Below are 24,846 nucleotides of genomic sequence, written 5' to 3'. Positions count from 1 at the left end.
TGGAGTGATCGGGTCGATTTCGCGCCGGGCGGCGCTGGCGGCGTCATGCGCCATGTTGATGATGACCGGGCTGGCGGCGCAGGAAGCGCCGACTCCCGTTCCCCCTGCGCCGCCGGGCCGCGACGCGCGCCTGCCCGCCTATAAGCCGAGCTTTCCCTACGGCGCCGATGCCGCCGTCACGGCGCGCCCGCCCGCCCAGGCTGTGACCACGCTACGCGACGCGATCGCGGTCGCCTATTGGTCGAACCCGCAGCTGCTGGCGGAACGCGCCAATCTGCGCTCCACCGACAACCAGCTGCCGATCGCCCGCTCCGCCTACGGCCCGACGCTCGACCTCCAGGTGAACCAGGGTTATCAGCGCGACCGCGCGGAACTGGTGCCGAACCGCTTTCGCGGCAACCAGGGCTTTTCCAACACCGCCGCGCTGATCCTCAACCAGCCGCTCTACACCTTCGGACGCAATCGAGCGCGCGAGAACGGCGCGCGCGCGCAGATCCTGCTCGGCCGCGATTCGCTCCGGCTTACGGAGGCGCAGGTGCTGCTCGATGTCGTCAGCGCGTTCGTCTCGGTCCAGCGCGATATGCTTTCCGTCCAGATCTCCCAGGAGAACCTGGACCTCCTCGTCCGTCAGTATACCGACAGCGCCGAGCGTTTCCGCGTCCGCGAGATCACCTCCTCCGACCTCCAGCAGATCGAGACGCGCGTCGAGCTCGGCCGCGCGCAGCTGCTTCAGGCGCGAGGGCAGCTCGGCATCACGCGCGGCCAGTTCCTGAGCTCGGTCGGCGCGCCCGCCGGAACCACGCTTGCCGAACCCGCGCCGCTCCCGATCGCCTCGCCCGATATCGCTGGGGCTTATGCCTATGCCGAGGTGAACAGCCCGCTGGTCCGCGCGGCCCAGGCGCGCGAGAAGATCTCGCGCGCGGGCATCGAGGCCGCGCGCGCCGAGATGGGGCCTCGGGTCGATCTGCGCGGAACGGCCGCATACGGCAGCGTGTCGCCTTATTCGGATAATCTGCGCACCACCAACCTGGGCGCCGGCGTCACGCTGACCCAGCCGCTGATCGACTCCAACCTGCGCGACTCGCAGCTGCGCGCGGCCAAGGAGGCAAACGACGCCGACTGGCGTCTGATCGACCAGGCGCACCGCGACACGCGCGAGGCGGTATCGTCCAGCTGGAACCAGCTCACCGCGTCGCGGGCGTCGCTCGAGCACTACGCCCGCGCGAGCGAGGCGGCCAGACGGGCCTTTGAGGGCGCACTGGAGCAGGAGCGCGCCGGCGCGCGCACCACGCTCGACGTGCTCGACCTCGCGCGCGACCTTTTGAACGTCCGCTCCAACTTCATCGCCGCGGAGGCCAACGAATATGTGGCGCGCGCGCAGCTACTCGCCACGATCGGCCGGCTGGAGGCCCCGCTGCTCGTCCCCGATATCCGGTCCTACGATCCGATCGGCAATTTCGAGCGGGTGGCGCGGAGTGGCGACATTCCGCTGCTGACGCCCGCGCTGGCGGGGCTCGACGGCCTGACCTCGCGCGACGTGACGACCGACCGGCCGATCAGGGATCCGTCCGGTCCGCTGTCGAATGACGGGGCGGTCCCGCTGACCCGGCAACCCCCGCCCCGCCCCATATTCACGCCGCCGGCCTTTCCGGCGCGCTCGCCCTCGCGTTGAAGGATCGGCGTACGTCCGCCAATCACGGGCGATAAAAGTCTTGGTACCATTCCACGAAGCGCGTGATCCCTTCCTCGAGCATCACTCGAGGCCGGTAACCGGTCAGCGCTTTGAGGCGGGACACGTCGGCGAAGGTCGCGGTTACGTCGCCCGGCTGCATCGGCCGCATGATCTTGTCTGCCTCGCGACCCAGCGCGCGCTCGAGGGACCGGATCATGTCCATTAACCCGACCGGGTGGCTGTTGCCGATGTTGAGCACCCGGTGCCCGCCATCCCCGGGCGGACGGTACAGCGCCCCTATAACCCCGTCGACGACGTCGTCGATATAGGTGAAGTCGCGCGCCATCCGGCCCCCGCCATATACTTCGATCGGCTGGCCGGAGAGGATCTTCCGCGTGAAGTCGAAAATCGCCATATCGGGCCGCCCCCACGGGCCATAGACGGTGAAGAAGCGCAGTCCTGTTTGCGGAAACCGGTACAGGTGGGAATAGCTGTGGCTCATCAGCTCGCCCGACCGCTTGGTCGCGGCATAGAGCGACGCCGGAGAGGACGCCGCCTCGTCCTCGCCGAGGCCCTCGCCCCCCATCGGCTTGTCGCCATAGACCGAGCTCGAGGAGGCGTAGACCAGGTGCTCGAAACCCACCGCGTGACGGCTCGCCTCCAGCATCGACAGGTGCCCCTGCAGGTTCGACCGCTGGTAGGCGAACGGGTTCTCCAGGCTGTACCGCACCCCCGCCTGGGCCGCGAGGTGGACGATGCGCTTCACCCCGGCCTGCTTGACGATCTGCGCTATCCGGGCGGCATCGGCGATGTCGGCGCGCTCGAACGTGAACCCGGCGCGATTGCTCAACATCGACAGCCGCGCCTCTTTGAGCGCCGGATCATAATAATCGTTGACGATATCGACGCCGATCACCCGTTCGCCGCGCTCCAGCAACCGGTGCGCGACGGCATGGCCGATGAACCCGGCCGCGCCAGTGACCAGCACGGGGTCGGCGCGCCCGCCTACCGCCATCGTCAGCGCCCGACGCCCGTGTAGCTGAAGCCCGCCGCCTCGACCTCCGCCCGGTTGTAGATATTGCGAAGGTCGACCAGCACCGGTGATTTCAGGAGCGACTTCACGCGCGTGAAGTCGAGCGCGCGGAACGCGTCCCACTCGGTCACGATGGCGAGCGCGTCCGCGCCCTCGATCGTTTGGTAGGGCCCGTCACAATATATGACGGCCGGAAGCATCGACCTGGCCTGCTCCTGCCCCTGGGGATCGTACGCCTTCACGGTCGCGCCCGCATCCTGGAGCGTCTGGATCACCGCGATCGCGGGCGAGTCGCGCATGTCGTCGGTGTTCGGCTTGAATGTCAGCCCCAGTACGGCGACCGTCTTGCCGCGCACGTCGCCGCCCATGGCGGCGATGATCTTGCGGCCCATCGCGCGCTTGCGGTTGTCGTTGACCGCGACCACCGCCTCGACGATCCGTTGCGGCGCGTTGTAATCCTGGCTGGTCTTCAACAGCGCCAGCGTGTCCTTGGGGAAGCATGATCCGCCATAGCCGGGACCAGCATGGAGGAACTTCCTACCGATGCGGTTGTCGAGCCCGATCCCGCGCGACACGTCCTGGACATCCGCGCCAACCTTTTCGCACAGGTCGGCCATCTCGTTGATGAAGGTGATCTTGGTCGCCAGGAACGCGTTGCCCGCGTACTTGATCAGCTCGGCGGTCCGGCGGCCCGTGACTAGGATCGGCGCGGCGTTCAGCGACAACGGGCGATAGACCCGGCGCATGACCTCCGTCGCGCGCGTGTCCCCCGACCCAATGACGATGCGGTCGGGTCGCTTGAAATCCTCGATCGCTGCGCCCTCGCGCAGGAACTCCGGGTTAGACACGACACCGAACTCGGCCGTCGGATTGGCCTCGCGAATGATGCGCTCCACCTCATCGCCCGTGCCGACCGGCACCGTCGATTTCGTCACCACCACCGTGTAACCGGAGATCGCCTCGCCGATCTCCTTGGCGGCGGTGTGAACGTAGGACAGGTCGGCGTGCCCGTCCCCACGCCTGGACGGCGTCCCCACCGCGATGAAGATCGCGTCCGCGCCATCCACGCCGTCGCGAAGGTCGGTCGTGAAGCGCAGCCGTTCGGCGGCGACGTTGCGCCCGACCAGCTCCTCCAACCCCGGCTCGTAGATCGGCATCTTGCCGGAGAGCAGCCGGTCGATCTTCGATGCGTCCTTGTCGACGCAGCAGACCTGATGGCCGAAATCGGCGAAACACGCCCCCGAAACCAGCCCTACATAGCCCGATCCGATCATGGTGATGCGCACTTTGAAGTTTCCTTGATCGGCCGACGTTCTGGACCCGCGACTAAGCGGGCGGAGCCGAAGTTGGCAAGCGATCAGCGAACACGCTTTCGGCATGATGCTCGGCGTCATGTCCGGAACGGAATAAGAACGGCGGAGGTGAAAGCTTGGGTGGAGCAGCCGTCACGGGTCGCGGTACGCCGCCGCTTTGTGACCTGTCCTAACCCGACATCGTGCGATGGCGATCGCGATCCAACGACTCATCACAATGAATGGGCATGGCTCGCCCCGAGCAAATGATCCCGCCACCATCTCGTATTACCCGATACGCTACCCTTTTTAGACATGGCCGGACCCGAGTCCGTCATCCTTGCAAAGAACGACCGGCTTAGCCGTCCATACCTTCCGCTATCCGCATCCGCTGTTCCGCGCCGGCACCGGTGATTTCCGCGCCAAGTCGGCCATGGTTTCGTGTTATGGATCGACCGATTGTCAGGGAGAGGGATGTTGATGAAGTCCGCACACATTGTGATTGGTGGTATCCTCGCCTTCATGTCGGTGCCCGTGCAGGCGCAATCCACCGATGACGATGTTCGCTGTTTCCTGCTGAGTACCGGCTTTGCCCGAGCCGCCAAGGCGGAGAACTCCCGTCGTGCGTCCGCGCTCACGGGTGCCTTCTACCTTGGGCGTCTCGATGGCCGGATCGCGCGGCCCGCTTTGATCGCCGCCATACGACGCTACGGCAGCGGTATGCCTACCTCGCAAGCCGCTCCGATCATGCGTGCCTGCGCGGCGCGGGCAGGAGTGGCGGAAGGGCAAATGGAGGCGGCCGCCAAGCAGGCCAAATAACCTCGAGCCGACTCGAACGCTTTCGCAATATCTTCGTTCGAGCGGCGTCAGGCTCATCCCTTCATTGCCACGGCAACCGGAATATCGAGGTTGCCCGACGAAGCCGTGGCGGTCCGCCGCGGGTCGCTTCGCCTAAAAGGCGTTGCGGTGCACGATGACCTTAAACGTGGATAGAAGGATGTTAACGTCGCGCCAGATCGACCATTGCTCGAAATAATCCAGATCCGATTGAAGACGGTGAATCAGATCGTCCCGCTCAAGCGTCGCACCTCGGAAGCCGCGAACCTGGGCCAATCCGGTGATACCCGGCTTTAAAGCGTGACGGTGCCAATAGCGCTGGTCGACGTCCCAGAACAGCTCGAGACCGGCGAGTGAGCCCAGGGCGTGCGGGCGGGGTCCGACGAGACTCATATCGCCCGACAGGACGTTGAACAGTTGGGGCAGCTCGTCGATGCTCGTCGCGCGAATGAACCGGCCCACGCGCGTCACGCGGACGTCACCGCGCCGGGTAGACGTGCCGCCATGCGCATCGCGGTCGCGATCGTGCATGGATCGAAACTTGTAGAGCTCGAACAACCGGTTGCCGCGACCTAGCCGCTCTTGGCGAAACAGTATGGGACCGCGCGTATCCAGTTTGATCGCCAGCGCGACCACCAGCAGCAGCGGCGTCAGCACGATGATCGCCGGCACGGTCACCGCCAAGTCCAATATGCGCTTTTGAAAGCGTTCCCGCAGGTCCAGCACGCCGGTCGACACCTGCATGGTCGCGTGTCCGTGGAAACGCCCGACCGTCGTTCCGCCGAGCGAATCGAATTCCGGGATCAGCACATGCGACGCGACGTCCGTGCCTTTCAGCAGGTGCGCCCAGCCGGTGCGATCCTCCACCCGGCAACAGACGAGGACGAAATCGGCACCGCGAACCACCAGCCCTAATCGATTGAGCATCATCGGGTCCCGAGGATCGGGCCGCAAGCCGGCGAGGTCCGCATCCACCACTTGCACGCCGTCGGGCATCTGCACCGAGCAGCGGTCGATGATGACCAAGTTGGTAAGCAGACCATGCCGCCACCTGCGCGTGCGGCGATGCAGCATCCAACGATTGAACGTCAAAGTAATCGGCGTCAGTGCCAGTCCGACACCGATCACCAATCGCGAGAACTGTTCCGACGATTGCACCGTGAAGGCGACCACGAGCACCAGGACCAACGACTGAACGGACGCCACCACGATCCGGCCGAGGCCGTAACGCCAGTCGGCCAGCGCCTTGTAGCTGTATGATCCGTTATTCAACGCAAGAAGGAGAGTCACGGGCATCAGCAGAAGGCCCAGCGTGAACCCGCTTCCGACGGTGCCCGTCGTTCTGAAAAGGCCGGCTACGGCGAACGAGAAGAAGAGCGCCGCGGCATCGGCCACTACCAGCCCGGCATGATATCGGTAGCGGACCGCTTGACGAGAGGAAGGCGACGCGATCGCCGGTGTCGCACCCAAGTGATTGGCATCGGACGATACGGACACGCGACTCATCCCCGGTCCCCCGATCGCCGCAAACGGACCAATCGTTTTGCATTGCCACATTCGTGCCGCCCTGTCAGGCGCGAAATCACCGCCCGAACACCCGCATTCGCGATGGAGTTACCTTATGGGCGGTGGCGCGGATGCCCCGCCCCGATCGACCGCTGTAGGGACGGCCTTCACACGTAGCGAAGAACGAGGGTAGCCACGGCGATGTATCCCGTCGTCAGCAATGTATAACCTCCGGCGACGGAGAGGAACCGCACGGTTCGCTCCATCGGCAGGATCGAAGGGTCGATGAGATTTCGCGGAAGACCGTCGCTCGACAACCGTCGGGCGAGGTCCGCCTGCAGCTGGGCGATCTCCCCTCCCGCAGCGTAGCCGTGATCACCGAACGCGCGCGGCGAGGACGTATCGGTGCCGATGTCGGCTCTGACGCGCTTGGCTTGGGACATGATGCAGGAACCCCTTTGAAAGAGGCTCATGCCCTCGACTTCTTGCAAAAACCTTAACGCCGACGGGCGATCTCGCACCTGAGCCGACCTCGGTGCCCGTGGTTGCGTCGGGTTCGATCGCGTCGGCCGACGCAGGCGATCCATACAGCGCCTTAGCGCGGCTGCGCCCCCTTCACACGATCGCCTCGAGGATCGCGCGGCCATAGGCGGTCTTGCTGAACATCTCGCCTCTTCGGCGAGCATCGTCCGCCGAAATGAAGCCCTGCAAATAGGCGATCTCCTCCAGACAAGCGATCTGGATGCCTTGGCGATGCTGTAGCGTACGGACGAACTCGGACGCTTCAAGCAGGCTGTCGTGCGTACCCGTGTCCAGCCAGGCGTAGCCGCGCCCCATCTGCTCGACGTGAAGATTGCCTGCCTCCATATAGACGCGGTTGAGGTCGGTGATCTCCAGCTCGCCGCGCGGTGACGGTTTCAGATCGCGCGCGTACGCGACGACGTTATTGTCGTAGAAATACAGACCGGTGACGGCGTTGTTCGATTTGGGTCTGCCGGGCTTCTCCTCCAGAGACAGCGCGCGCCCATCAGGTGCGAGCTCGACGACACCGTAGCGCTCGGGATCGTCCACCCGGTAACTGAATACCGTCGCGCCGTGCGTGCGCCGGACGGCGTTGCCGAGCAGCTCGGTCAAATGGGCGCCGAAGAAGATGTTGTCGCCGAGCACCAGAGCGACGTTGTCGCCGCCGATAAAGTCCGCGCCGATGGTGAACGCCTGCGCGAGCCCCTCCGGCCGCGGCTGCTCGGCGTAAGCCACCCGGAGGCCGAAGGCCGAGCCGTCGCCGAACAGGCGACGATAATTGTCGAGATACTCGGGTGAGGTGATGATGAGCACCTCGCGGATGCCGGCGAGCATCAGTACCGACATTGGATAATAGATCATCGGCTTGTCGTAGACCGGCAGCAGCTGCTTGTTCACGGCGAGCGTCGCGGGATGCAGGCGGGTGCCTGACCCGCCGGCCAATATAATGCCTTTCACGTCCTAGTCTCCACGATAGGGGTGCCGACGAGCTCGTCGAGGATGTCGGACAGCGCGTCCTGCCATGGACGCGGCGTTATGCCGTACGCTTGTCCGATCGCGGTATGGCTCAGAAGCGAATTCGCGGGTCTTCGCGCCGGCGTCGGATAATCGGCGGTGACGATCGGCTCGACCTGGGCCAACGGACCGCCACGCAGGGCCGATTGTCGGAAGATCTCGGCGGCGAAACCCGCCCAGCTCACCGCGCCAGCGTTGCTGAAGTGAACCGTGCCGTTCACCATGTCCGCATGATCGGCCAGCCGAACAGCGATCGTCGCCAGCGCGGCGGCCAGATCGGCCGCACCGGTCGGACTGCCGCTCTGGTCGTCGACGACGCGCAGCGTATCGCGCTCGGCACCGACGCGAAGCATCGTCTTGATGAAATTGCCGCCATGCGCAGAGACCACCCAGGCCGTGCGCACGATGACGTAGCGCGCGCCCGAGGTCCTCACGGCGAGTTCGCCGCCCAGCTTGGACGCGCCGTAAACGCCGAGCGGCGAAACCGGATCGTCGATTTCCCACGCGCCCTCCCGGTCGCCTGGAAAGACGTAGTCGGTCGATAGCTGGATCAGCGGGACACCCGCGCGGGCGCAGCCTTGCGCGAATGCGGCTGGCGCTAACGCGTTGACCATCCACGCCGTCACCACGTCGCTCTCGGCCCGATCGACCGCTGTGTACGCCGCCGAGTTGATGACTGCGGCCCAGGGGCGCTCCGCCACCTTGGCCGCGATCGCGGCGGTGTCGGCGAGGTCGAGGTCGCCCCGATCGACCGCGACGACCTCCCAGCCATCCGGCCAGGCGCAGCGCCGGAGCTCGGTTCCGAGTTGCCCGCCCGCACCCGTCACGAGGACCTGTCTCACGCGACGCCCCGCCGCTCGGTCGCTTTGGCGGCTACCAACGGGCGCCACCAATCCTCATGGTCTAGATACCAGCGCACCGTCTTCTCGACCCCGGTCTCGAAAGTCTCCCGCGGCTCCCAGCCGAGCTCGTCGCGTATGCGCGTCGCATCGATCGCATAACGCTTGTCGTGGCCTGGACGGTCGGCGACCGAGATGATCTGATCCGCGTAGCTACCGCCGTCCGTGCGCGGCCGAACCCGGTCGAGGATGGCGCAAATCGTGTGGACGACCGTGATGTTCTGCTTCTCGTTGTTCCCGCCGACATTGTAGGTCCGCCCGGGTCGGCCACGCTCGAATACCGCTTGCAGCGCGCGGACGTGATCCTCGACATACAGCCAATCGCGGACCTGATCGCCCTTTCCGTAAACAGGCAGGGGATCACCGGCGAGCGCCTTGGCGATCATTAACGGGATCAGCTTCTCGGGAAAGTGGTAGGGCCCGTAATTGTTCGAACAGTTGGTGACGAGCACCGGGAGGCCATAGGTATGCCCCCACGCGCTGACGAGATGGTCGGACCCCGCCTTGCTCGCCGAATAGGGCGACCGCGGATCGTAGGGGGTATCCTCCGTGAACAGCCCCGTGTCACCCAGCGAACCGTATACTTCGTCGGTCGAGATGTGATGGAAGCGGAACGCCTGGCGTTCCGAGTCGGCGATGCCCTGCCAGTAGGCGCGCGCCTCGGCGAGCATGGTGTAGGTGCCAACGACGTTGGTCTGTACAAACGCGCCGGGACCGTCGATCGATCGGTCGACATGGCTCTCGGCCGCGAGATGGGTGACGATGTCGGGACGGAACCCGGCGATCGCCGCGTGCACCGCATCGGCGTCGCAGATGTCGCCCTGAACGAATCGGTACCGGTCGCTGCCCGCGACCGCCTCGACGGTGGTAAGCGTGCCGGCATAGGTCAGCTTGTCGAAGTTCAGGACCTCGTGGCCGGTGTTCTCGATCAAGTGCCTGACGAGCGCCGAGCCGATGAAGCCGGCGCCGCCGGTGACGAAGATACGCATGGATTGATCCTTCAGGCGAGCGGCGCCAGCGGGCGCCCGTCATAAGCGAAGGGACTATAGAAATCGGCGAGCAGCGGCTGCGCCGCGTCCTTGCCGCTGAGTTCGGGCGTCAGCCCGGACGAAATCGGCCAGTCGATGCCGATGGCGGGATCGTTCCAACGGACGCCGCCGTCCTGCTCGGGTGCATAGGTGTCCGAGCATTTATAGGTCACCTCGCAATCCGGTTCCAATGTCACGAAGCCATGTGCGAAGCCAACCGGTACGAACAACTGATATCCGTTTTCCGAGGAGAGCTCGGCGCCCACCCAACGACCATAGGTCGGCGAACCTTTTCGAAGGTCGACCGCGACGTCGAAGATGCGACCCCGGACGCAACGCACCAGCTTGTCCTGACCACGTGGCGGCGTCTGGAAGTGGAGCCCGCGGACCGTATGGGCGGGTCCGGACAACGAGTGGTTGTCCTGAACGAAGACGCAGTCGATCCCGCGATCGGCAAAGGCCGGGACCGAATACACCTCGGTGAACCATCCGCGCGCGTCGCCATGGCGCTTGGGGCGGATCAACTGGACTGGATTGGTCAAGGATGCCTCGTTCGACGACTATAGTCCGGTGCGAACAGGCGTTACGAGGCCGTTCCGCCGAATGCCAGCCTTATGAACGATTGTCGGTCCCGCTGCGGACCATACATCCATCCGGACCACCGCTACACGCGTGCGCCGCGCAAAGCCCGATCGATCTGGATTGACTGGACTCGCGCCGACAAAGCATCCAGTTCGGAACGATGTCCTCGCTGGTCGTCATATCGCACTACAACGCGTGGCCGACCGATCGGCTTGTGGCCTTGCTCGACCAGATCGCGGCGATTTCGGCGGGAGCATCGTTCGACGTTTGCGTCGTGGTCAATCAGGCCGTGCCCGAAGCCGTACGCTTGCCGGAACGCCACGCGGGAATATCGGTGCTCTACCGGGAGAATACCGGTTACAACATCGGTGCCTGGGAGCATGGCCGGCGACGAAATCCCGATCACGACTGCTACCTGTTCCTGCAAGAGGAGTGCGTGATCCTCCGGGCGGGTTGGCTGCAGGCCTTTCGCCGCTTGGCATTAAGGCCGAATGTGGGGCTTGTCGGCGAAAGCCTGCATTGGGCGGGGCTCGGGTGGGACAAGTTGGCCGAAAAATATCGCCACCATCCCTTCGCAGCGCTGATCGAAGGGCGGTCCGTGCCGATTCCGGTCGGGATACAGGCCGGACTACGCCGCCTCGGTATCGTTGAAGGTCCGACCGGCGCTCACCTTCAGTCGCTCGTCCTATGCGCCCGACGCGAGGTTCTGGAGGCGATCGACGGTTTCGGGCTCGGCCTGACGTATGGAGACGCCACCGTCATGGAAGTGGCCACCTCCAAGAAGGTCGCGTCCCTCGGTCTGAAGGTGCGCGAGGTCGGCCCCGGATCGTTTCGATACATCCTTCACCCACAATGGCGGGAACGACAAGGCGTGCTGCGAATGCTCGGTCGCACGGCCGCAAGGTGGATACCCGTTAGGGTGCAACGATGGATCAGGCGCCATCCCTAATCACCGATGCGCATCTCACACCCGATACGGACTCAGCGTAGCAACAGCACGACCAGTCCGGTCAAGGCGAGCCAGAGACCGAGCGTGAAGATGATCCCATTGATCAAGCCCCACGCCACTCCCAAACCGGCGCGTCGTGCACGCGACGCCCGCGCATAGGGCAAAGACTGCCTCACCGTTACTACCTCTCCTATCCTGACGACCCCTGCTACGTTGATAGCCGACATCGCGATTAGGACGGATGTAACAGATGCCGGGTAGAAAAACAAAAAAAGGGAGCGGTTTTAAACCGCTCCCTTTTATCTTGAATCAACTCAGGGCTGATCCAGCCGTTTAGGCCAGCTTGAACTGAACCGAAGGCTTGCGACGCAGGACGCCGCCGACCAGGCCGAAGCCGAGGATCATCATACCCCAAGCTGCCGGCTCAGGAACCGCCGTCGCCAGATTGTCGAACTCGAACGAGTTGCCCGACGCCGAGAAGGTCGCGCCGGTGATCAGAGCGCCCGAGGTCACCCGATAAGTGACGACGCCGTTGGTCTCCGGGCTGGTCTGATTGCCGCTGTCGATGAAGTTGTCCGCGGTGATCTGGCCACCCGAGCGAATCTCGGAGGTGCCGTCGGCGAATCGCAAGGTCAGCGTATTGTAGGTGTCAAGCGAACCCAGCACGAACGAGAAGAGGCTCGACGGGCCGAAATTAACGCTGTAGCTACCGCCGGTCGTTACCACGCCGAAATTGCCGGTGCTGCCGAAATTGGGCCGCTCGGCAACGCCTACGGTGTCCATGTTGGTCACGAACGCGTTCGCTCCGATCGACGCCCCAGGAGCCAGCGCATCGAAAGTCTGGAACACGACCGTGCCCGGAGCCGGCGTGCCGCTGCCACCGTTATACTCAACCACCGTCACAGCCTGAGCCGCACCGGCCCAGCAACCAAAGGCGAGAACGCTCGCCGTCAACAGCTTCTTCATATCGTAACCCCTATCCTGAACTTCGCCATGTGAAGCATCGCTACAAGCACTCAAAACGCTTGCCTCGAGCGAACCTTCAACACTTCTTTAGCACTTTTGCTGCATGACGGAAAGTTTTTTTATTATAACGACGGCAAGCTTTGTTGTCGCAGTTTGGGACATATACTCCCGATCACGCGGTCACCGTCGTTTATACATCCAGATCAATTTCGTTGATCGCGATGTGAAGCTCGACTGAACAAGTCGCGCGGGGTACCAAAGATAGCTCCCTCGGCTCGATCAGCTAGACGCGGCACCGATCAGCGGGCGAAGGGCTTCAACACAAGCCACACATAGACCGGAATGGTCGCAATCACGAGCAAGGCCAAGATGGGATGACCGTTGTTGCCCAGGTAGTTACCTAGCGCGCATCCGAGCGCGGGCGGAAGATATTGGATCATGCTGTCCACCTGCACCTCGGCCGTCGAGCGCTGCAGGAACAGCACGATCAGACCGGCAAAGATCGCGACAGTGATCCAATCGTAAACCGTTTCCACCCGATCATCCCCCAATGCAGCGCGGGCGCGGGCCTACAGCCATCCTACTCCGGAGGCAATCGGACGCGTCGGCCACCGACGATCGTGCAAAAGGCGTTCTATGGCTTTCCCGCCCGCATCGCTTCACGGACCGCACGCAGCTTGGGCGCCTCCGCCGGGGTCTCATCCTCCCATTCGGCCAGCCCCCATGAGCCCCATGAGGTGGGCCGGTAAACGCTGTTGAACAGGCATAGGACGTCGCCCGAGTCCCGCCGCCAGGCCGCGAGATACTCCCGATACAGGTCATACATCTCGGGGGCGTGCTGGAGCTGGTTGGACAGGGGGACCTGCGCGGGCAAGACCAGCCCTTGGCCGGCTTCATATCCGATATACCGCTTGCCGTAGCCCAGGGCGATGCGCCGGTTGTCGGCCGCCATCTTCAGCGTGTTCGCCAACTCGACGCGCAGTTGCTTAAGGCTGCTCTCGCGCGTGTTGCCGGTCCCGCCCAGAACGGTGCCGAAATAGGGCGCGGTCGCCAGCGCATCGACATGGCTCGCGGTATCTCGGAAGGACAGGGCGGTCTCCGCCGTCGCCGGCCAGACATGCTGAGCCGCAAGGACGCGGACGAGCCCGCGCCGGCCCGCGAAGGCCGCCTCCCACAGGCGCATCACCTCGGTCGTGCGTTCGGCGTAGCGACGCATCCCCGCCTCCATGTCGTTTGCGCCGAGCTTGCGCTCCAACCCCTCCTTGACCGCCTGCTTCGCCACAGCGAAGCCGCCGTTCCAGACTTCGTTGCCGACCTCGACATAGGCCGACCGCCCGGCGGGAAGGCCCTCGCGGACCATCCGCGCGAACTGGGTCATGTACTCGTCGTCCGCGTTCCACGGCATCACGAACCACGGGTCGGCGCCCAGCTCGCGCGTCAATGCCAGCATGTCCTCGATCGCCACGCCGTCCCGGTCGAGACGGGTGCTCGCCGTCGTGTGCCGATCGCGCCACGGCACGGCCTCGTTGGCGTTGGCGTTCTGCCAATCCATGAAACGAATGACGCGGTACCCGCGCAACGTGGCAATGAACTCGGGCCGGAACCGGACGGAACGATCCAGGCGAGCGTCCCGGCAATCGAGGTCGCGGAACGGCCGCTTGGGATCGACATCCTTCAGGATCAGCCAGGGATTAGTTTGCTTCCCGCGTTCGTTCACCATGCGAAAGCGCAGCGTGTTCGGTCCCGACTCGACCGGCCCCGGCATGCCCGAAGCCGTCAGTGTACCCGAACCGGCGAAGGTGCAGCGCACCTCGAACCCCTCGGGCCCGGTCGGCGGAAAGAGCAGGAACCGAGTCGCGACGCCGTCGGCGGGGAGCGAGCGGATGTCGCCGTCCAGGGTCTGGTGCTCCTCGGCGATCCGCTGCCAGCGCGAGTCGTTCCAGTCGGAACCGATCGCCAGGTTGGCGAACGGCGCGGTAGAGCTGTAATACCGCACCTCGGCCAGGTTCATGCCGATCTGGGTAGGCGGCGGCGGCGAGGCCTGGGACACCGCCGCGCCCGCAGGCGCGAACCAGCCCAGTGCGGCGACAGCGACTCGTTTCAGGATCCCGGCGGGCATGGCATTCACCTTCGTTGCAAGGTCCGGCACGGTGGTGCGCGACACGGAAAATCCGGCGAGGCCCGCCGCAAATACGATCGTTAGTATGACCGGCACGATCACGTGGAAAGGCCAGCGCCCGATCCTACTCAGACGCTCGATCCTGTTTCCAGGTCCCTATCAAGCTTCAGGATGGCTCTGGCGCGGGCTCGAATCTCCGCTCGCCGTTCACGCGCGACCGCGAAATAGTGAGTGGTGCGACGTGGGTACATATGAGAGTCCAAAAAGGTGTCGTGCGACAATCCAACGTCATAATGCGCAAGCCGGTTGGGGATCAGTATCGCATATTCCGCCGCGTCCAACCAAGCCCACATCGCCGACTTGCTGTGACCGCCCAACTCCTCTGGACCGCTCTCGAAACTGATCGTCGGCCGAGAGCGCTTCATCAACGAGCCTGCCCCACGCAGAACGCCGAGCTCGGCACCTTCCACGTCGATCTTTATCAGATCGACATCCTTGTCGTCGATGAGATCGTCCAAACGTCGAACCGGAACCGAAATCTCCTGAAATTGCCCCCCCCTTGTTCCGTCCTGAAACAAGGATGAGTATCCAGGGTTTTTCACATCGACGAAGAATGGCAGCAGGCCGTCAGCATCGCCGACGGCGCAACCGTGAACCTCCACGTCGGGAAACTTCGATCGAAGCGCCTCCGCCTTGGCCGGCACCGCTTCGAACGCTATGATTTTACCCGGTCGACTATGCCGCCGTACGCCGTCGATGACCGAACCGACATGGGCCCCGACATCGATAAAAGTCGCCCCGGACCGGCACAGGCGCTCCAACAGCATGTCCGTCATCATATTGTTCGCGAAGTTGCCAAGCTCTTCGGGCGAGCGCAGCGCGAGGCTCGTCAACATGCGCAGTTCGCGCGCGCGCTGGGCGATCACGCCGAGTCGCGTGCCCACAAAAAACGACAGGTCCATTACACCCCCAATACGCCAAACAGAATTGCGTAACGCGGCGCACAGCGCTCCATATCGCCCTCACGCCCTTCGATCCAATTAAGAAGCGTCCGCGACGCTCAAACAGTTTTTGGTAACCGGTGGATATTACAAGCCCATCCGGTTTCCAAGTCTGCGCAGAGCCGGAGGTCAAGACGTTTTATGAATACGAAGTCTCAGGGTGCGACTCCGGCATGATCGCACCGTCCCTCGCTAAACTTTCATTCGGCTATCCGGCGAACCTACGTAGTCGACCGTCGTCCGGTCGGTCGCGCGAAGAGGGTCCGGACATCGCCTTCCGACCCCGCGAGCACTTAGCGTATCTGGACGGGTTGCGCGGCGTCGCAATCCTCGCCGTGCTCGCCGTCCACGCCAGCCAGCTCGTCGCGAGCCTGTCGCAACCGGTCCGCGACCTCGCCTTTTACGGCGTGCGGGGCGTCCAGCTCTTCTTCATCGTCAGCGGCTTCACCCTCGTTTTCGCTCATGCCGGGCGTCCGCTGGACCCATTCAGCTTCGCGGCGCGGCGTTTTTTTCGCATCGCGCCGATGTTCTATGCGGGCATGGTGCTGTATTTGGTGCTCAGCCGCGTCACGACCATGCCCCTATCGACGCGCGACGCGACAGGCCTCGACATCGCCGCCACGCTGCTGTTCGTCCATGGCTGGATGCCGAGCGCGATCAACACGGTCGTGCCCGGAGGCTGGAGCATCGCGGCGGAGGCGATGTTCTACCTGGTTTTCCCGGCGATCCTGGCGCTCGTGCCTCGGCCTCGGATCCTGATCGCGGCCGTGTTCCTGAGCTATGTGGTCGCAGGCCTGACCAACATCGCGCTTCGCAAGCTGTTGGGCGGCGCGGCGGGGGAAGCCTTGGCGTTTCCGTTTTGGCTGGTCCAACTTCCTGCCTTCATCGGCGGGTGCTGGTTGGCCACCCTGCCCCACCCCGTTCCGCTCGCTCGGCGGATCGCACCGTGGTCGTTCGGTCTGGCCGCGCTCGGGATGCTGGTCGACAGCCAGCTGCGGGAGAGTTCCAACCTTTTGGTGGCCGTCGCGCTGTTGACGGTTTTCGCCTGGAGCGCGAGCGTGGTCAGGCCGCGCTGGCTTCAGGCCCGCCCGTTGGTCTTCCTGGGCCGGATCAGCTTCAGCTTCTACATCGTCCATTTCGCCGTGCTGGGCTGCATCCGCCCGCTCGTGCCGGCGATGGAAGCGGCGGTGGGCGGCGACCTCGCCATGCTGACGGTAGCGTCGCTGACCCTGGCGATCGCGAGCTGCATCGCGGCGGGCACGTTCCGGTGGATCGAATTACCGATCATCGCGGCGACTCGGCGGGTCGGGCAACGTGGGGTGCCAGCCGGGGCCTAGCCGATCCTAATTTGAGGTCACTTATTTCAGGCAGCCCCACACGGGCCCGCCCCCCACGCCGGGGGCGACCTGACGCCCGCTCAGATCCAGAGGAAGGGGAGCAGACGCCGCGACGCCGCGCGCACCCAGAATTTCAGCCGCGCCCGTCCTAGCGCATAATGACGGTTGTCCCAGCCGCGCACGCCGTCGACCAGCGGCTCGGTCCGGTAACGCCGCACCACGGCGGCGTCCTTCAATCCGGTGACGTAGCGGTGCATGACGGGCTCGCGCGGGTCGGTGCCGAGGCGGTCGGCGATGCCGCTCAGCAGCCGGTCGTACCCGCCTTTCGTCCACGCCATGAAGCGCAGGTCCAGCCAGGCGATCGGCCGGTTGCGCACGTCGCAATACAGGTCGAAGCGGCGCGGCGCCGTCCTCACCATCCGAGCCAGATTGCGCACCCGGTAGCGGCCCGTGATCTTCCAGATGACCGCCCGGTCGTCCGCCGCCGCGATCAGGCGCGATGTCGCCATCGCATGGTCGAGCAGGCGCGTCTCGCCATAGGACCGATCCCGACCGGGGTAGCTGTGCTTGCCGTAGTTGGCGATGAACTCGACCCGGTCGTCGACCCCCTCGGCCTTGGCCAACGCGACCAGCGACGAGACATCGCTGTCCGAGTTCTCGACGAACACGATCCCGTCGATCGACGAGCCGAGCCGGCCGATATAAAAGAGTAGCGCCTGCCGGTAATCGTCCAGCCGCAACGCCGGATCGGTGCGCGCCAGCTCGGGCGAGTTGTCGGGCGTGATCGTCGCCGTCATCAACAGTATATCGGCGCGATTGCCCTCGTCGGCAGCCCCGGCCATGCTCAGACCTCAACCCAGGCCATAGGCCGCCTGCCACTCATCGGCTACGTTGTCCCAGCCGAACCGTCGCTCGGCGATACCCCGCGCGCGCGCGACCAGGCGATTGGCGCGGTCGGGATCGACCGCTAGCGCGTCCATCGCCGCCGCGATCGCGCGAACCGTCTGCTCCGGCGACCCCGGCTCGATCAGGACCGCCGAGTCGCCGTCGGCGAGCATCGTCGGGCCGCCCCATTTCAGGCAAATCACCGGCAGGCCCACCATCATCGCCTCTTGCACCACGATCCCGTTCGCCTCGGCGAGGCTTGGGACAAGGTAGCCGCGATACTCGGCCATACGCGCGATCAGTGCGTCGTGGCTTTCCATCCATCCCATGAAACGAACCTTGTCGCCCACCCCCAGGCGCCGGACCAGATCTTCCAGCGCCGCGCGGTAGGCGCCGTCCCCATAGATGTCGAATCGGATCGGCTCCGTCACGTACCGGAGCGCCTCGATGCTGAGCTGCACGCCCTTATGAGGAACCAGCCTGCCGCTGGTCATGAACCTATGGTTCGTTCCCTCGTGACGGATTGGCGGATGCCGGTCGAATTCGTCCGATATGCCCGAATCGACGACGTCGCGCATCTGGGCCCCGGCCGCTCCCGCCCAAGCGAGGGACCGGCGGGTCCGGTCGCCGCCCGAAACGAGGATGCGGCTGAAATGCCGCTTGTCCCGAAAAACGGCTCCAGCGGCGCGCTGCGCGACATAGTGGAATAGCCGGCCGAGCTTGAGCTTGAGCGGTTCCTCGCCGCGGAAGGTCGGCGGGTAATAGATGTTGCCGGTCAGCGGTCCGAGCATGTTCGTCGCCTCCGGCAAGGGAAAACGCGGCATGATCGGCGACACCGGGCATAGATAGTGGAACACCGCGTCCGGCCGCTCGGCCAGGATCCGCCGAAGGATGGACCGGGCACGACGGAAGAAGAAGATATCGACGAATTGGCGCAACGGTGCCGCGCGCCAGGCCAAAAGTTGACCAATTGAGTCCTCGACGATGAACACGGGCACCCGCGGAAAGTCGCGCTGTAATACCGGGGCGGAGCGACGATGCGTCACCACGGCCACATCGTGACCGCCCGCGACTAGATGACGCAGGAACTGATAGGCCTTGATCGCCTCGCCGCCCATCTGCTCGGAAATGTTTGGGGTGACCAGCACCAACCGGCGGCTAGAAGTCATACGTCGCCCTCCGGTGGCTCACCGGCGAGCCGATGCCCCGAACCGCCCGCCCTGTCGACCGATTTCCGCAGTGCAACATGGCCGCTCAGGCCTCCTTGTCGGTAGATCGAGTGCTTTTGGCCGGTATACCCCACACCGTCGCCCCTGGAGATACGTCGTCCAACACGACCGCGTTGGCGCCGACGCGCGCGCCCGCGCCGAGACGCACGCGTCCCAGGATCACCGCTCCGGCCCCGAGCTCGACCCCGTCCTCGAGCACCGGCGCGGCCGTAAGGTCGTCGAGCCGGCGAAGGCCGAGCGTGCAGCCCTGGCGGATGATGCACCGATCCCCGATCACGCATCCGCCATGGACGACGATGGCGCCCTGATGCTCGATGACGACGCCTCGGCCCAGCTTGACCGTGAACGGCAATTCGATGCCGTACCGGTTACGGCAGTGCCGGAACAGCGCGCGGTACAGGATGCTGACCGGCGCGCGCAGCAGCTTGGGGCGGACCGTCATGCGCCAGACGCCGAACCGGTGGACCGCCACCGCCCGGAAACCGGGCTTGGTCCAGTCCCGGTCGTGCGCGCGCCAGTCGTCCGCGATCTGCCGCCACAACGACTCGGTCACGCGGCGCGCGCCTTATATTCGATCAGCGGCGTCCGCCGGCCGCGCAGACGCGACAGCCAGTAGCGCAGGATCCCGATCGCGTGCGGCGGCTTGTCGAGCAGCAGGAACAAGGACCAGGTGAGTGCGTCGCGGGTCGGCCGCGCCCGGCGCTCGCGCACCGCGACGCGGACGAACTGCGCGACCGGCAAGAACGCTATCGCCAAGGTCGCCAGCAGCACGACACCGGACCCGGTCCATGCCGCCGCGGCCAGCGCAAGCAGCGCGGCCCCCGGCACCGCCGCTCCCCAGAACAGCGCGGCCCGCACACGTCGCCGATACTCGCCGGGGTGCCGGGTCTCCAGTTCGGCATAGGCATGACCCGACCGCTCCGCGCGACGCCACCACTGCCCGAAACGCGTCATCGCGGCGTCGTGAAGCGTCATCTCCTCGGCCAGGCAAGCGATTCTCCAGCCGCACGCGCCGAGCCGCATCGACAAGTCAGGTTCCTCGCCCGCGATCATCTCGTCAGGATAGCCGCCCGCCTGATCGAGCGCGCTGGTGCGCAGCATCGCGTCGCCGCCGAACTGGCGAGCGGGGCCAGGCGGCACCGCCCATTCGATGTCGCACAGCCAATTGTACGTGCTGGCGTCCGGCGCGACCTCGCGCCGCCGCCCGAACACGGCCGCGAGCCCCGGATCGGCGGCCAGCGCGGCGCGCCCGCGATCGAGCCAGCCCGGCCGCACCGTGCAGTCGCCGTCGATGAACTGGACCAGCCGCACCGTCGAATCGAGCGCCGCACGACCGGCGTTCCGCGCGCGAGCGGCGGTGAAGGGTGTCGACAGGTCAAGGTTCACCACCCGCGCCCCCGCGGCGGCCGCGGCGGCGACGCTGCCATCGGTCGATCCCGAATCGACATACACCACCGGCGCTCCCGGGCCGATCGAAGCGAGGCAGCGCACCAGCCGATCGCCTTCGTTGCGACCGATCACCACGATGCCGAGACCGTCGCCAAGCTCGCTCATCGCCCGGTCGTCCGCATGGACAGCCAAGCCGGTTGCTCACCCCCCGGCGCCTCCAACGGCTTGACCGCCGCCGTCGTGTCGAAGCGGGTAGGCCATAGCCCATGTCCAATCAGGTCGCGGATCTCCCGCTTCGGCCCGACGCGCGGGCCCGGCACCACCGACTGGCGCAACTGCCACCAGCACAGCCCGGCCAGCCATGCCAACCCCGCCGCCAGTCCGTACGCCCGGCCGTGGACAAGGGTGAAATAGCGTCGCCGAGCCTGGTACCAATAGGCCGGCATCGGACTCGCGCGCGGCATTCCCGTCTCCGGATCGCGAATCTGGGTCGCCGCCCCGCCCTCATGGATTACCAAAGCCGCAGGCTCGTGCCAGACCGTCCAGCCATGATCACGCAAACGGCGCATCAGCTCCGTTTCCTCGAAATACAGGAAGAAGCCTTCATCGAACAGGCCGACATCGGCGAGCGCTTCGGTGCGCAGCATCACGGCCGCGCCCGTCACCCAGGGCACTTCGATCGCCACGTCGCTGTCGATGCTGGTCGGCCGCACGCGCAGCAATCGGTCAATCACGCCCGTCGCCGCGCCGCGGCTGAGCTCACTGCGGATCGAGGGGAAGCGGAACGCCGAGGATTGCGGTCGTCCATCCTCATGGATCAGCAATGCTCCCACCGCGCCCGCGCGAGGCTCGCGGTCCAGCAACGCCGCCATTCGTTCAAGCGCGCCGGGCCGCACCCGCGCATCGGGGTTGACCAGCGCGATCACGGGCGGCAACGGCCCGGTCGCCATCAGGGCGGCCACCGCGCGATTGTTGGCGAAGGCGAACCCGCCGTTAACGGTCAACGGCAGCACGGTGACCCAACTTCCCCAGCCCCGCGCCGCCACCCCGTCGGCGATACGTTTGTCGGAGCCGTCCGCCGAGCCGCCATCGACGACCAGCACCCGCATGGCCGGGAAGACGGCCCGCGCCGGAACCAGCGACTCGACGCAGTCCAGCGTCAGGTCGGGTGTTCGGTAATTGACGACGGCGACGGCGATGTCCTGCACGCGCCAGCCTTTCGCGCGAGGACGGGGGCGATGTCCAGCCGCTTATATGGTGAACCGATCGACGCGCGTGATCATCGCGACCTTGTCTGTCTCCGTAATGGTCGCCAGAGCCTGTCCGCTGGTCAACCGACAATCGGAGCTCGACATGCGGACGCCCAGGATCCTGATCCCCGCTTTTTCGGTCGATGCGCGACTTGCGAGCCACAGGCGCGCGACCGCATGACGGAGCGCGCTGAATTCCTCGATCTCTACTTCGACACTTGGGCGATCGACCGGGTGAGAAGCTGGCTGGCGGAACGCGATGCCGACAGCCCATACGCCTATGTCGTCACGCCGAATGTCGATCACATGGTCCGGCTGGCGAACGCCCCCGCCGAGGTTCGACGCGCCTACGCCGAGGCCGACCTGCGGCTGTGCGACAGCCGGGTGCTCGCGAGACTCGCCGCCTTCGCCGGCGTACGGCTTAGCGTCGTGCCGGGCAGCGACCTGACGGCGGACCTGTTCCAAACGCTGCTGCGTCCCGAAGATACGGTTTGCCTGATCGGCGGCGACGACGGCGACGGCGACCGGCTCATGGCGCTGTACCCTGCCTTGACCATCATGCAGCATCGTCCCCCGATGGGCCTTCGCCGCGATCCCGTCGCGCGCGGCCGCGCGGTCGACGTCGCAGTGGCGGCGGGAGCGCGAGTCGTCCTGTTCGCGGTCGGCTCGCCACAGCAGGAGCTGCTCGCGCGCGAAATGGCCGATCGGCCGGACGCTCGGGGAACCGCGATGTGCATTGGCGCATCCATTGACTTCCTTTTGGGAACGCAGACGCGCGCTCCCGAGATCGTGCGACGGCTGAGCATGGAATGGGCCTGGCGATTGCTCACCGACCCGCGTCGGCTGGCGCGCCGTTACCTGATGGAGGGACCCGCGATCTTCCCGATGGTCTGGCGCTGGCGGCGGGCGCGGAGGCGGTCTTCCATCGCCGGGTGACATCGGGAACACGCCGACGATATCGCCGACACCGTCAGCTGCGGTCGGTACGGACCCACCGGGTCTCGGCCCGCCGGACCAGCTTGAGATAGATCGGTAGCTTCCAGAGCAGGTAGATCGGCGCGCGGGCGAGCGCGCCGCCGCTCACCTGGTCGCGGCCGTGACGCCCCCATGCGACGAATACGCCCAATAGAACCAGCCCGACGAGCGTCAGGCCGATGAGCAGCGGCACGATCGACGCGCCGAACGCCCACGCGATCGTGGACGCCAGTAGCGCGGCGCCGTCGATCCCGAGCAGCAACGCGAGCGGCGGCACCGCGACATGCAATCCGAGCCACGCGAGCCCGGGACGCCCGCGGCGCAGTCCCTCGGCGACCAGCGGCAGCGCGACGCGCCGCGCGGTCCGGGCGAAGCCATGCTCCCAACGGGTGCGTTGACCCAACGTGCCGCCGCTCCCGGCCGGCGCCGTCCAGATCCGCGCGGCGGGATCGAAACGCGGAGGCGATCCGGCACGCGCAAGCGCGATGCCGATCGCCAGGTCCTCGACGATATCGTCCGTGGCGAGCGGGGCGACGGCGAAATAGCTCCATGGAAACGCCATGCCCGACCCGGTCAGCACCGCGGGCGCGCCGATCCGGGCCAATCCCGCTTGCCGGACCAGGTTCTTCACGAGAAAGGCGAAGCCGGAAATCTGGATCATCGGCGAGGCCGAAGGACGCGGTTCGAGCAGGTAGGTCGCCTGCACCGTCCGGCCGGTCGCGGCGGCGCTCCACGCCAGCCGCTCCAGCGCTCCCGGCTCCGGTACGCAGTCCGCATCGAGCACGATCACTACCGCCGGCGGTCGATCGGCGAGGTGGGCTCGGCCATGGGCCAGCGCATGGCCCTTGCCGCGTCGCGTCGGATCGTGCCGTTCGGTCACGTCGACCCCCGCGGCCCGCACCAGCGCCGCCGTATCGTCGGAACAATTGTCGGCCACCACCAGAAGGCGCATCCCCGAAGGCAGCAGCATGAGTACCCGGTCCAGCACCGCCGCGATCCCCGCCGCCTCGTCATGCGCGGGCATCAGCACCACCGTGTCAGGCGACGCGCCCTCGGATCGCGGCAGCGCGCGCGGGCGAATGCCGGCCAGCAGCTCGACCGCGATCACCACATTTGGCACCATGATTGCAAGCAGCGAAAACCAGGCGGCGAGCGTCAGCATGCAAGTTGCCGCGTGATCAGGTCGACGAGCGTGCGGGCGTTGCGGGACGAGTTGTGCCGCTCGGCGACGCGCCTTCGACCCTCACGCCCCATCACAGCGATCGTCTCGTCGGACGCATCGATTGCCGCCTCCATCGCGTCGGCGACCGCCTCGGCCGAACCGGGCGGGATCAGCCAACCACAGCCGGCATCGATCAGCTCGGGCGTGCCGGCGATGGCGCTGGCGATGACCGGCCGGCCCAGCGCTAGCGACTCCATGAGGACGACGGGCAGGCCTTCGGCGAAGCTCGGGAGTACGAAGACGCGCGCCTCCTCAATCAACCGGCGCACGCCCGCGCCATCGACCGGTCCAAGCATCCGCACGCTTCCCGTCAGCTCCGCCTCCGCTATGCGCCGATCGAGAGCCCCTCGAAGCTCGCCGTCGCCGGCGATGTCTAGGCGGAACTCGCGCCCGCGCGCCTTCAGCAGCGCCGCCGCCTCGATCAGCAGCGGAAGCCCCTTTTGCGCGTTCAGCCTCGCCACCGCCACGAAGCGCGGGGCCGAGGGCGCGGGGATCGGGGTTTCACCGAGGAAGCGGGCGTCCACGCCGCACCGAACCACGGCCAGCTTAGTCCAATCGGTCGGGTCGCTCCAGCGCATCAGCTGACTGCGCCCAAAGGACGATATCGCGATCGTCAGGCGCGAGTCGGCCACCTTACCCTTGAGGTCGAGCGCCTCGGGTCGGTCGAACTCGTCGGGTCCGTGCGCGGTGAAGCTGTAGGGCGGACCGCCCAGCCGGCGCGCCAGCCGCGCGACGGTGGCCGGGTTCGTGCCGAAATGCGCGTGGAGGTGATCGACCGGGTGCGCGCGGAACCGTCGGACCAGCCACGCCGCCTCGCCAAGGTAGGCCATGCTCCGAACCAGAGCCGCGGGCGACCAGCCGGCGCCCCGCAGCGCAAGCCAGGCCGCGCTCGCCGTTCGGCGCGGGCTGCGGACCGCCGCCGCCAGCAGCGCGCCCATCAATCTGATCGTGCCGGCGGCGAGTATAGCGGTAGTCCGCCCCGCCTCCGCCCGGTCATCCTCGTCCAGGAGCGTGCCCGGCGCGCGTACGGTGTAGCGGTCGACCGGATGCCCGGCGGCCTCGACGCCCGCGATCTCGCGCCGGACGAAACTGTGGCTGACGGCCGGATAGCGGTTGCACAGGTAGGCGATTCTCACACC

25 protein-coding genes are annotated in these 24,846 nt (G+C 66.0%); 5 read left to right on the top strand and 20 right to left on the bottom strand.

All coding sequences use genetic code 11. From position 1 onward, the window contains the following. Nucleotides 1-4: 4 nt before the first annotated feature. The gene (locus tag ACFE71_RS02055) at nt 5-1,672 is read left to right on the top strand and encodes a TolC family outer membrane protein (RefSeq protein ID WP_375427152.1); all 1,668 of its coding nucleotides are present in this window, start codon (nt 5-7) and stop codon (nt 1,670-1,672) included. A gap of 22 nt (nt 1,673-1,694) precedes the next feature. On the opposite strand, the gene ACFE71_RS02050 is transcribed toward ACFE71_RS02055, so the two are convergent. Further along, on the bottom strand, nt 1,695-2,687 hold the full coding sequence (locus ACFE71_RS02050; protein WP_375427151.1) for an SDR family NAD(P)-dependent oxidoreductase: 993 nt from the start codon (nt 2,685-2,687) through the stop codon (nt 1,695-1,697). 2 nt (nt 2,688-2,689) lie between these two features. Next, complete coding sequence (locus tag ACFE71_RS02045; protein WP_375427150.1) at nt 2,690-3,991, bottom strand: UDP-glucose dehydrogenase family protein; 1,302 nt, start codon at nt 3,989-3,991, stop codon at nt 2,690-2,692. Between the two features lie 486 nt (nt 3,992-4,477). Between ACFE71_RS02045 and ACFE71_RS02040 the strand changes: the two genes are divergently transcribed. Continuing rightward, nucleotides 4,478-4,816, top strand: a complete 339-nt coding sequence (locus tag ACFE71_RS02040) for a hypothetical protein (protein ID WP_375427149.1) — start codon at nt 4,478-4,480, stop codon at nt 4,814-4,816. 132 nt (nt 4,817-4,948) lie between these two features. Here the strand turns inward: ACFE71_RS02040 and ACFE71_RS02035 are convergent, their stop codons facing one another. From ACFE71_RS02035 to rfbC, 6 genes are all read right to left on the bottom strand, one after another. Then, the gene (locus tag ACFE71_RS02035) at nt 4,949-6,331 is read right to left on the bottom strand and encodes a sugar transferase (RefSeq protein WP_375427148.1); all 1,383 of its coding nucleotides are present in this window, start codon (nt 6,329-6,331) and stop codon (nt 4,949-4,951) included. Nucleotides 6,332-6,507: 176 nt separating this feature from the next. Beyond that, nucleotides 6,508-6,783, bottom strand: coding sequence for a hypothetical protein (locus ACFE71_RS02030; RefSeq protein WP_375427147.1), 276 nt, complete (start codon nt 6,781-6,783; stop codon nt 6,508-6,510). A 172-nt stretch (nt 6,784-6,955) separates the two neighbouring features. Beyond that, the gene (gene rfbA, locus ACFE71_RS02025) at nt 6,956-7,819 is read right to left on the bottom strand and encodes a glucose-1-phosphate thymidylyltransferase RfbA (protein ID WP_375427146.1); all 864 of its coding nucleotides are present in this window, start codon (nt 7,817-7,819) and stop codon (nt 6,956-6,958) included. After that, a complete protein-coding gene (rfbD, locus tag ACFE71_RS02020) occupies nt 7,816-8,718 on the bottom strand; it encodes a dTDP-4-dehydrorhamnose reductase (protein WP_375427145.1) in 903 nt (300 codons plus the stop codon). Before rfbD ends, rfbA begins: the two co-directional genes overlap by 4 nt. Continuing rightward, complete coding sequence (gene rfbB, locus ACFE71_RS02015) at nt 8,715-9,764, bottom strand: dTDP-glucose 4,6-dehydratase (RefSeq protein ID WP_375427144.1); 1,050 nt, start codon at nt 9,762-9,764, stop codon at nt 8,715-8,717. The genes rfbD and rfbB overlap by 4 nt, the downstream gene beginning before the upstream one ends. Before the next feature lie 11 nt (nt 9,765-9,775). Then, on the bottom strand, nt 9,776-10,345 hold the full coding sequence (gene rfbC / locus ACFE71_RS02010; RefSeq protein ID WP_375427143.1) for a dTDP-4-dehydrorhamnose 3,5-epimerase: 570 nt from the start codon (nt 10,343-10,345) through the stop codon (nt 9,776-9,778). Between the two features lie 200 nt (nt 10,346-10,545). Here rfbC and ACFE71_RS02005 point away from each other — a divergent pair, with 200 nt between their 5' ends. Beyond that, nucleotides 10,546-11,334, top strand: a complete 789-nt coding sequence (locus ACFE71_RS02005; protein ID WP_375427142.1) for a hypothetical protein — start codon at nt 10,546-10,548, stop codon at nt 11,332-11,334. A 32-nt stretch (nt 11,335-11,366) separates the two neighbouring features. Here the strand turns inward: ACFE71_RS02005 and ACFE71_RS02000 are convergent, their stop codons facing one another. From ACFE71_RS02000 to ACFE71_RS01980, 5 genes are all read right to left on the bottom strand, one after another. Continuing rightward, complete coding sequence (locus ACFE71_RS02000) at nt 11,367-11,510, bottom strand: hypothetical protein (protein WP_375427141.1); 144 nt, start codon at nt 11,508-11,510, stop codon at nt 11,367-11,369. Between the two features lie 157 nt (nt 11,511-11,667). Further along, on the bottom strand, nt 11,668-12,300 hold the full coding sequence (locus tag ACFE71_RS01995; RefSeq protein WP_375427140.1) for a PEPxxWA-CTERM sorting domain-containing protein: 633 nt from the start codon (nt 12,298-12,300) through the stop codon (nt 11,668-11,670). A 299-nt stretch (nt 12,301-12,599) separates the two neighbouring features. Continuing rightward, a complete protein-coding gene (locus ACFE71_RS01990; RefSeq protein ID WP_375427139.1) occupies nt 12,600-12,836 on the bottom strand; it encodes an XrtV sorting system accessory protein in 237 nt (78 codons plus the stop codon). A 98-nt stretch (nt 12,837-12,934) separates the two neighbouring features. Next, nucleotides 12,935-14,419: a hypothetical protein gene (locus ACFE71_RS01985; RefSeq protein WP_375427138.1), complete on the bottom strand. Its 1,485-nt coding sequence runs from the start codon at nt 14,417-14,419 to the stop codon at nt 12,935-12,937. 128 nt (nt 14,420-14,547) lie between these two features. After that, a complete protein-coding gene (locus tag ACFE71_RS01980) occupies nt 14,548-15,381 on the bottom strand; it encodes an FkbM family methyltransferase (protein ID WP_375427137.1) in 834 nt (277 codons plus the stop codon). A 212-nt stretch (nt 15,382-15,593) separates the two neighbouring features. On the opposite strand from ACFE71_RS01980, the gene ACFE71_RS01975 reads away from it, so the two are divergent. After that, nucleotides 15,594-16,757, top strand: coding sequence for an acyltransferase family protein (locus tag ACFE71_RS01975; protein ID WP_375427136.1), 1,164 nt, complete (start codon nt 15,594-15,596; stop codon nt 16,755-16,757). Nucleotides 16,758-16,837: 80 nt separating this feature from the next. Here the strand turns inward: ACFE71_RS01975 and ACFE71_RS01970 are convergent, their stop codons facing one another. The 5 genes from ACFE71_RS01970 to ACFE71_RS01950 form a co-directional block, all read right to left on the bottom strand. After that, a complete protein-coding gene (locus tag ACFE71_RS01970; protein WP_375427135.1) occupies nt 16,838-17,599 on the bottom strand; it encodes a hypothetical protein in 762 nt (253 codons plus the stop codon). 9 nt (nt 17,600-17,608) lie between these two features. Continuing rightward, nucleotides 17,609-18,811 (bottom strand): glycosyltransferase family 4 protein, encoded by a 1,203-nt coding sequence (locus ACFE71_RS01965; RefSeq protein ID WP_375427134.1) that lies wholly within the window; start codon nt 18,809-18,811, stop codon nt 17,609-17,611. A gap of 85 nt (nt 18,812-18,896) precedes the next feature. Further along, on the bottom strand, nt 18,897-19,424 hold the full coding sequence (locus ACFE71_RS01960) for a serine O-acetyltransferase (protein ID WP_375427133.1): 528 nt from the start codon (nt 19,422-19,424) through the stop codon (nt 18,897-18,899). Beyond that, on the bottom strand, nt 19,421-20,425 hold the full coding sequence (locus ACFE71_RS01955) for a glycosyltransferase (protein ID WP_375427132.1): 1,005 nt from the start codon (nt 20,423-20,425) through the stop codon (nt 19,421-19,423). The genes ACFE71_RS01960 and ACFE71_RS01955 overlap by 4 nt, the downstream gene beginning before the upstream one ends. Then, a complete protein-coding gene (locus ACFE71_RS01950) occupies nt 20,422-21,468 on the bottom strand; it encodes a glycosyltransferase family 2 protein (RefSeq protein ID WP_375427131.1) in 1,047 nt (348 codons plus the stop codon). The genes ACFE71_RS01955 and ACFE71_RS01950 overlap by 4 nt, the downstream gene beginning before the upstream one ends. Before the next feature lie 219 nt (nt 21,469-21,687). On the opposite strand from ACFE71_RS01950, the gene ACFE71_RS01945 reads away from it, so the two are divergent. Then, nucleotides 21,688-22,446 (top strand): WecB/TagA/CpsF family glycosyltransferase, encoded by a 759-nt coding sequence (locus ACFE71_RS01945; RefSeq protein WP_375427130.1) that lies wholly within the window; start codon nt 21,688-21,690, stop codon nt 22,444-22,446. A gap of 34 nt (nt 22,447-22,480) precedes the next feature. On the opposite strand, the gene ACFE71_RS01940 is transcribed toward ACFE71_RS01945, so the two are convergent. Together ACFE71_RS01940 and ACFE71_RS01935 are read right to left on the bottom strand one after the other, a co-directional pair. Next, complete coding sequence (locus ACFE71_RS01940) at nt 22,481-23,647, bottom strand: glycosyltransferase family 2 protein (protein ID WP_375427129.1); 1,167 nt, start codon at nt 23,645-23,647, stop codon at nt 22,481-22,483. Further along, a complete protein-coding gene (locus tag ACFE71_RS01935) occupies nt 23,641-24,843 on the bottom strand; it encodes a glycosyltransferase (RefSeq protein WP_375427128.1) in 1,203 nt (400 codons plus the stop codon). The genes ACFE71_RS01940 and ACFE71_RS01935 overlap by 7 nt, the downstream gene beginning before the upstream one ends. Nucleotides 24,844-24,846: the final 3 nt, after the last annotated feature.

The organism is uncultured Sphingomonas sp. (genome assembly GCF_964237155.1).
GTDB lineage: Bacteria > Pseudomonadota > Alphaproteobacteria > Sphingomonadales > Sphingomonadaceae > Sphingomonas.
Note: the sequence above shows the minus strand (reverse complement) of the source record. Positions and strands in the feature narration are given on the sequence as shown.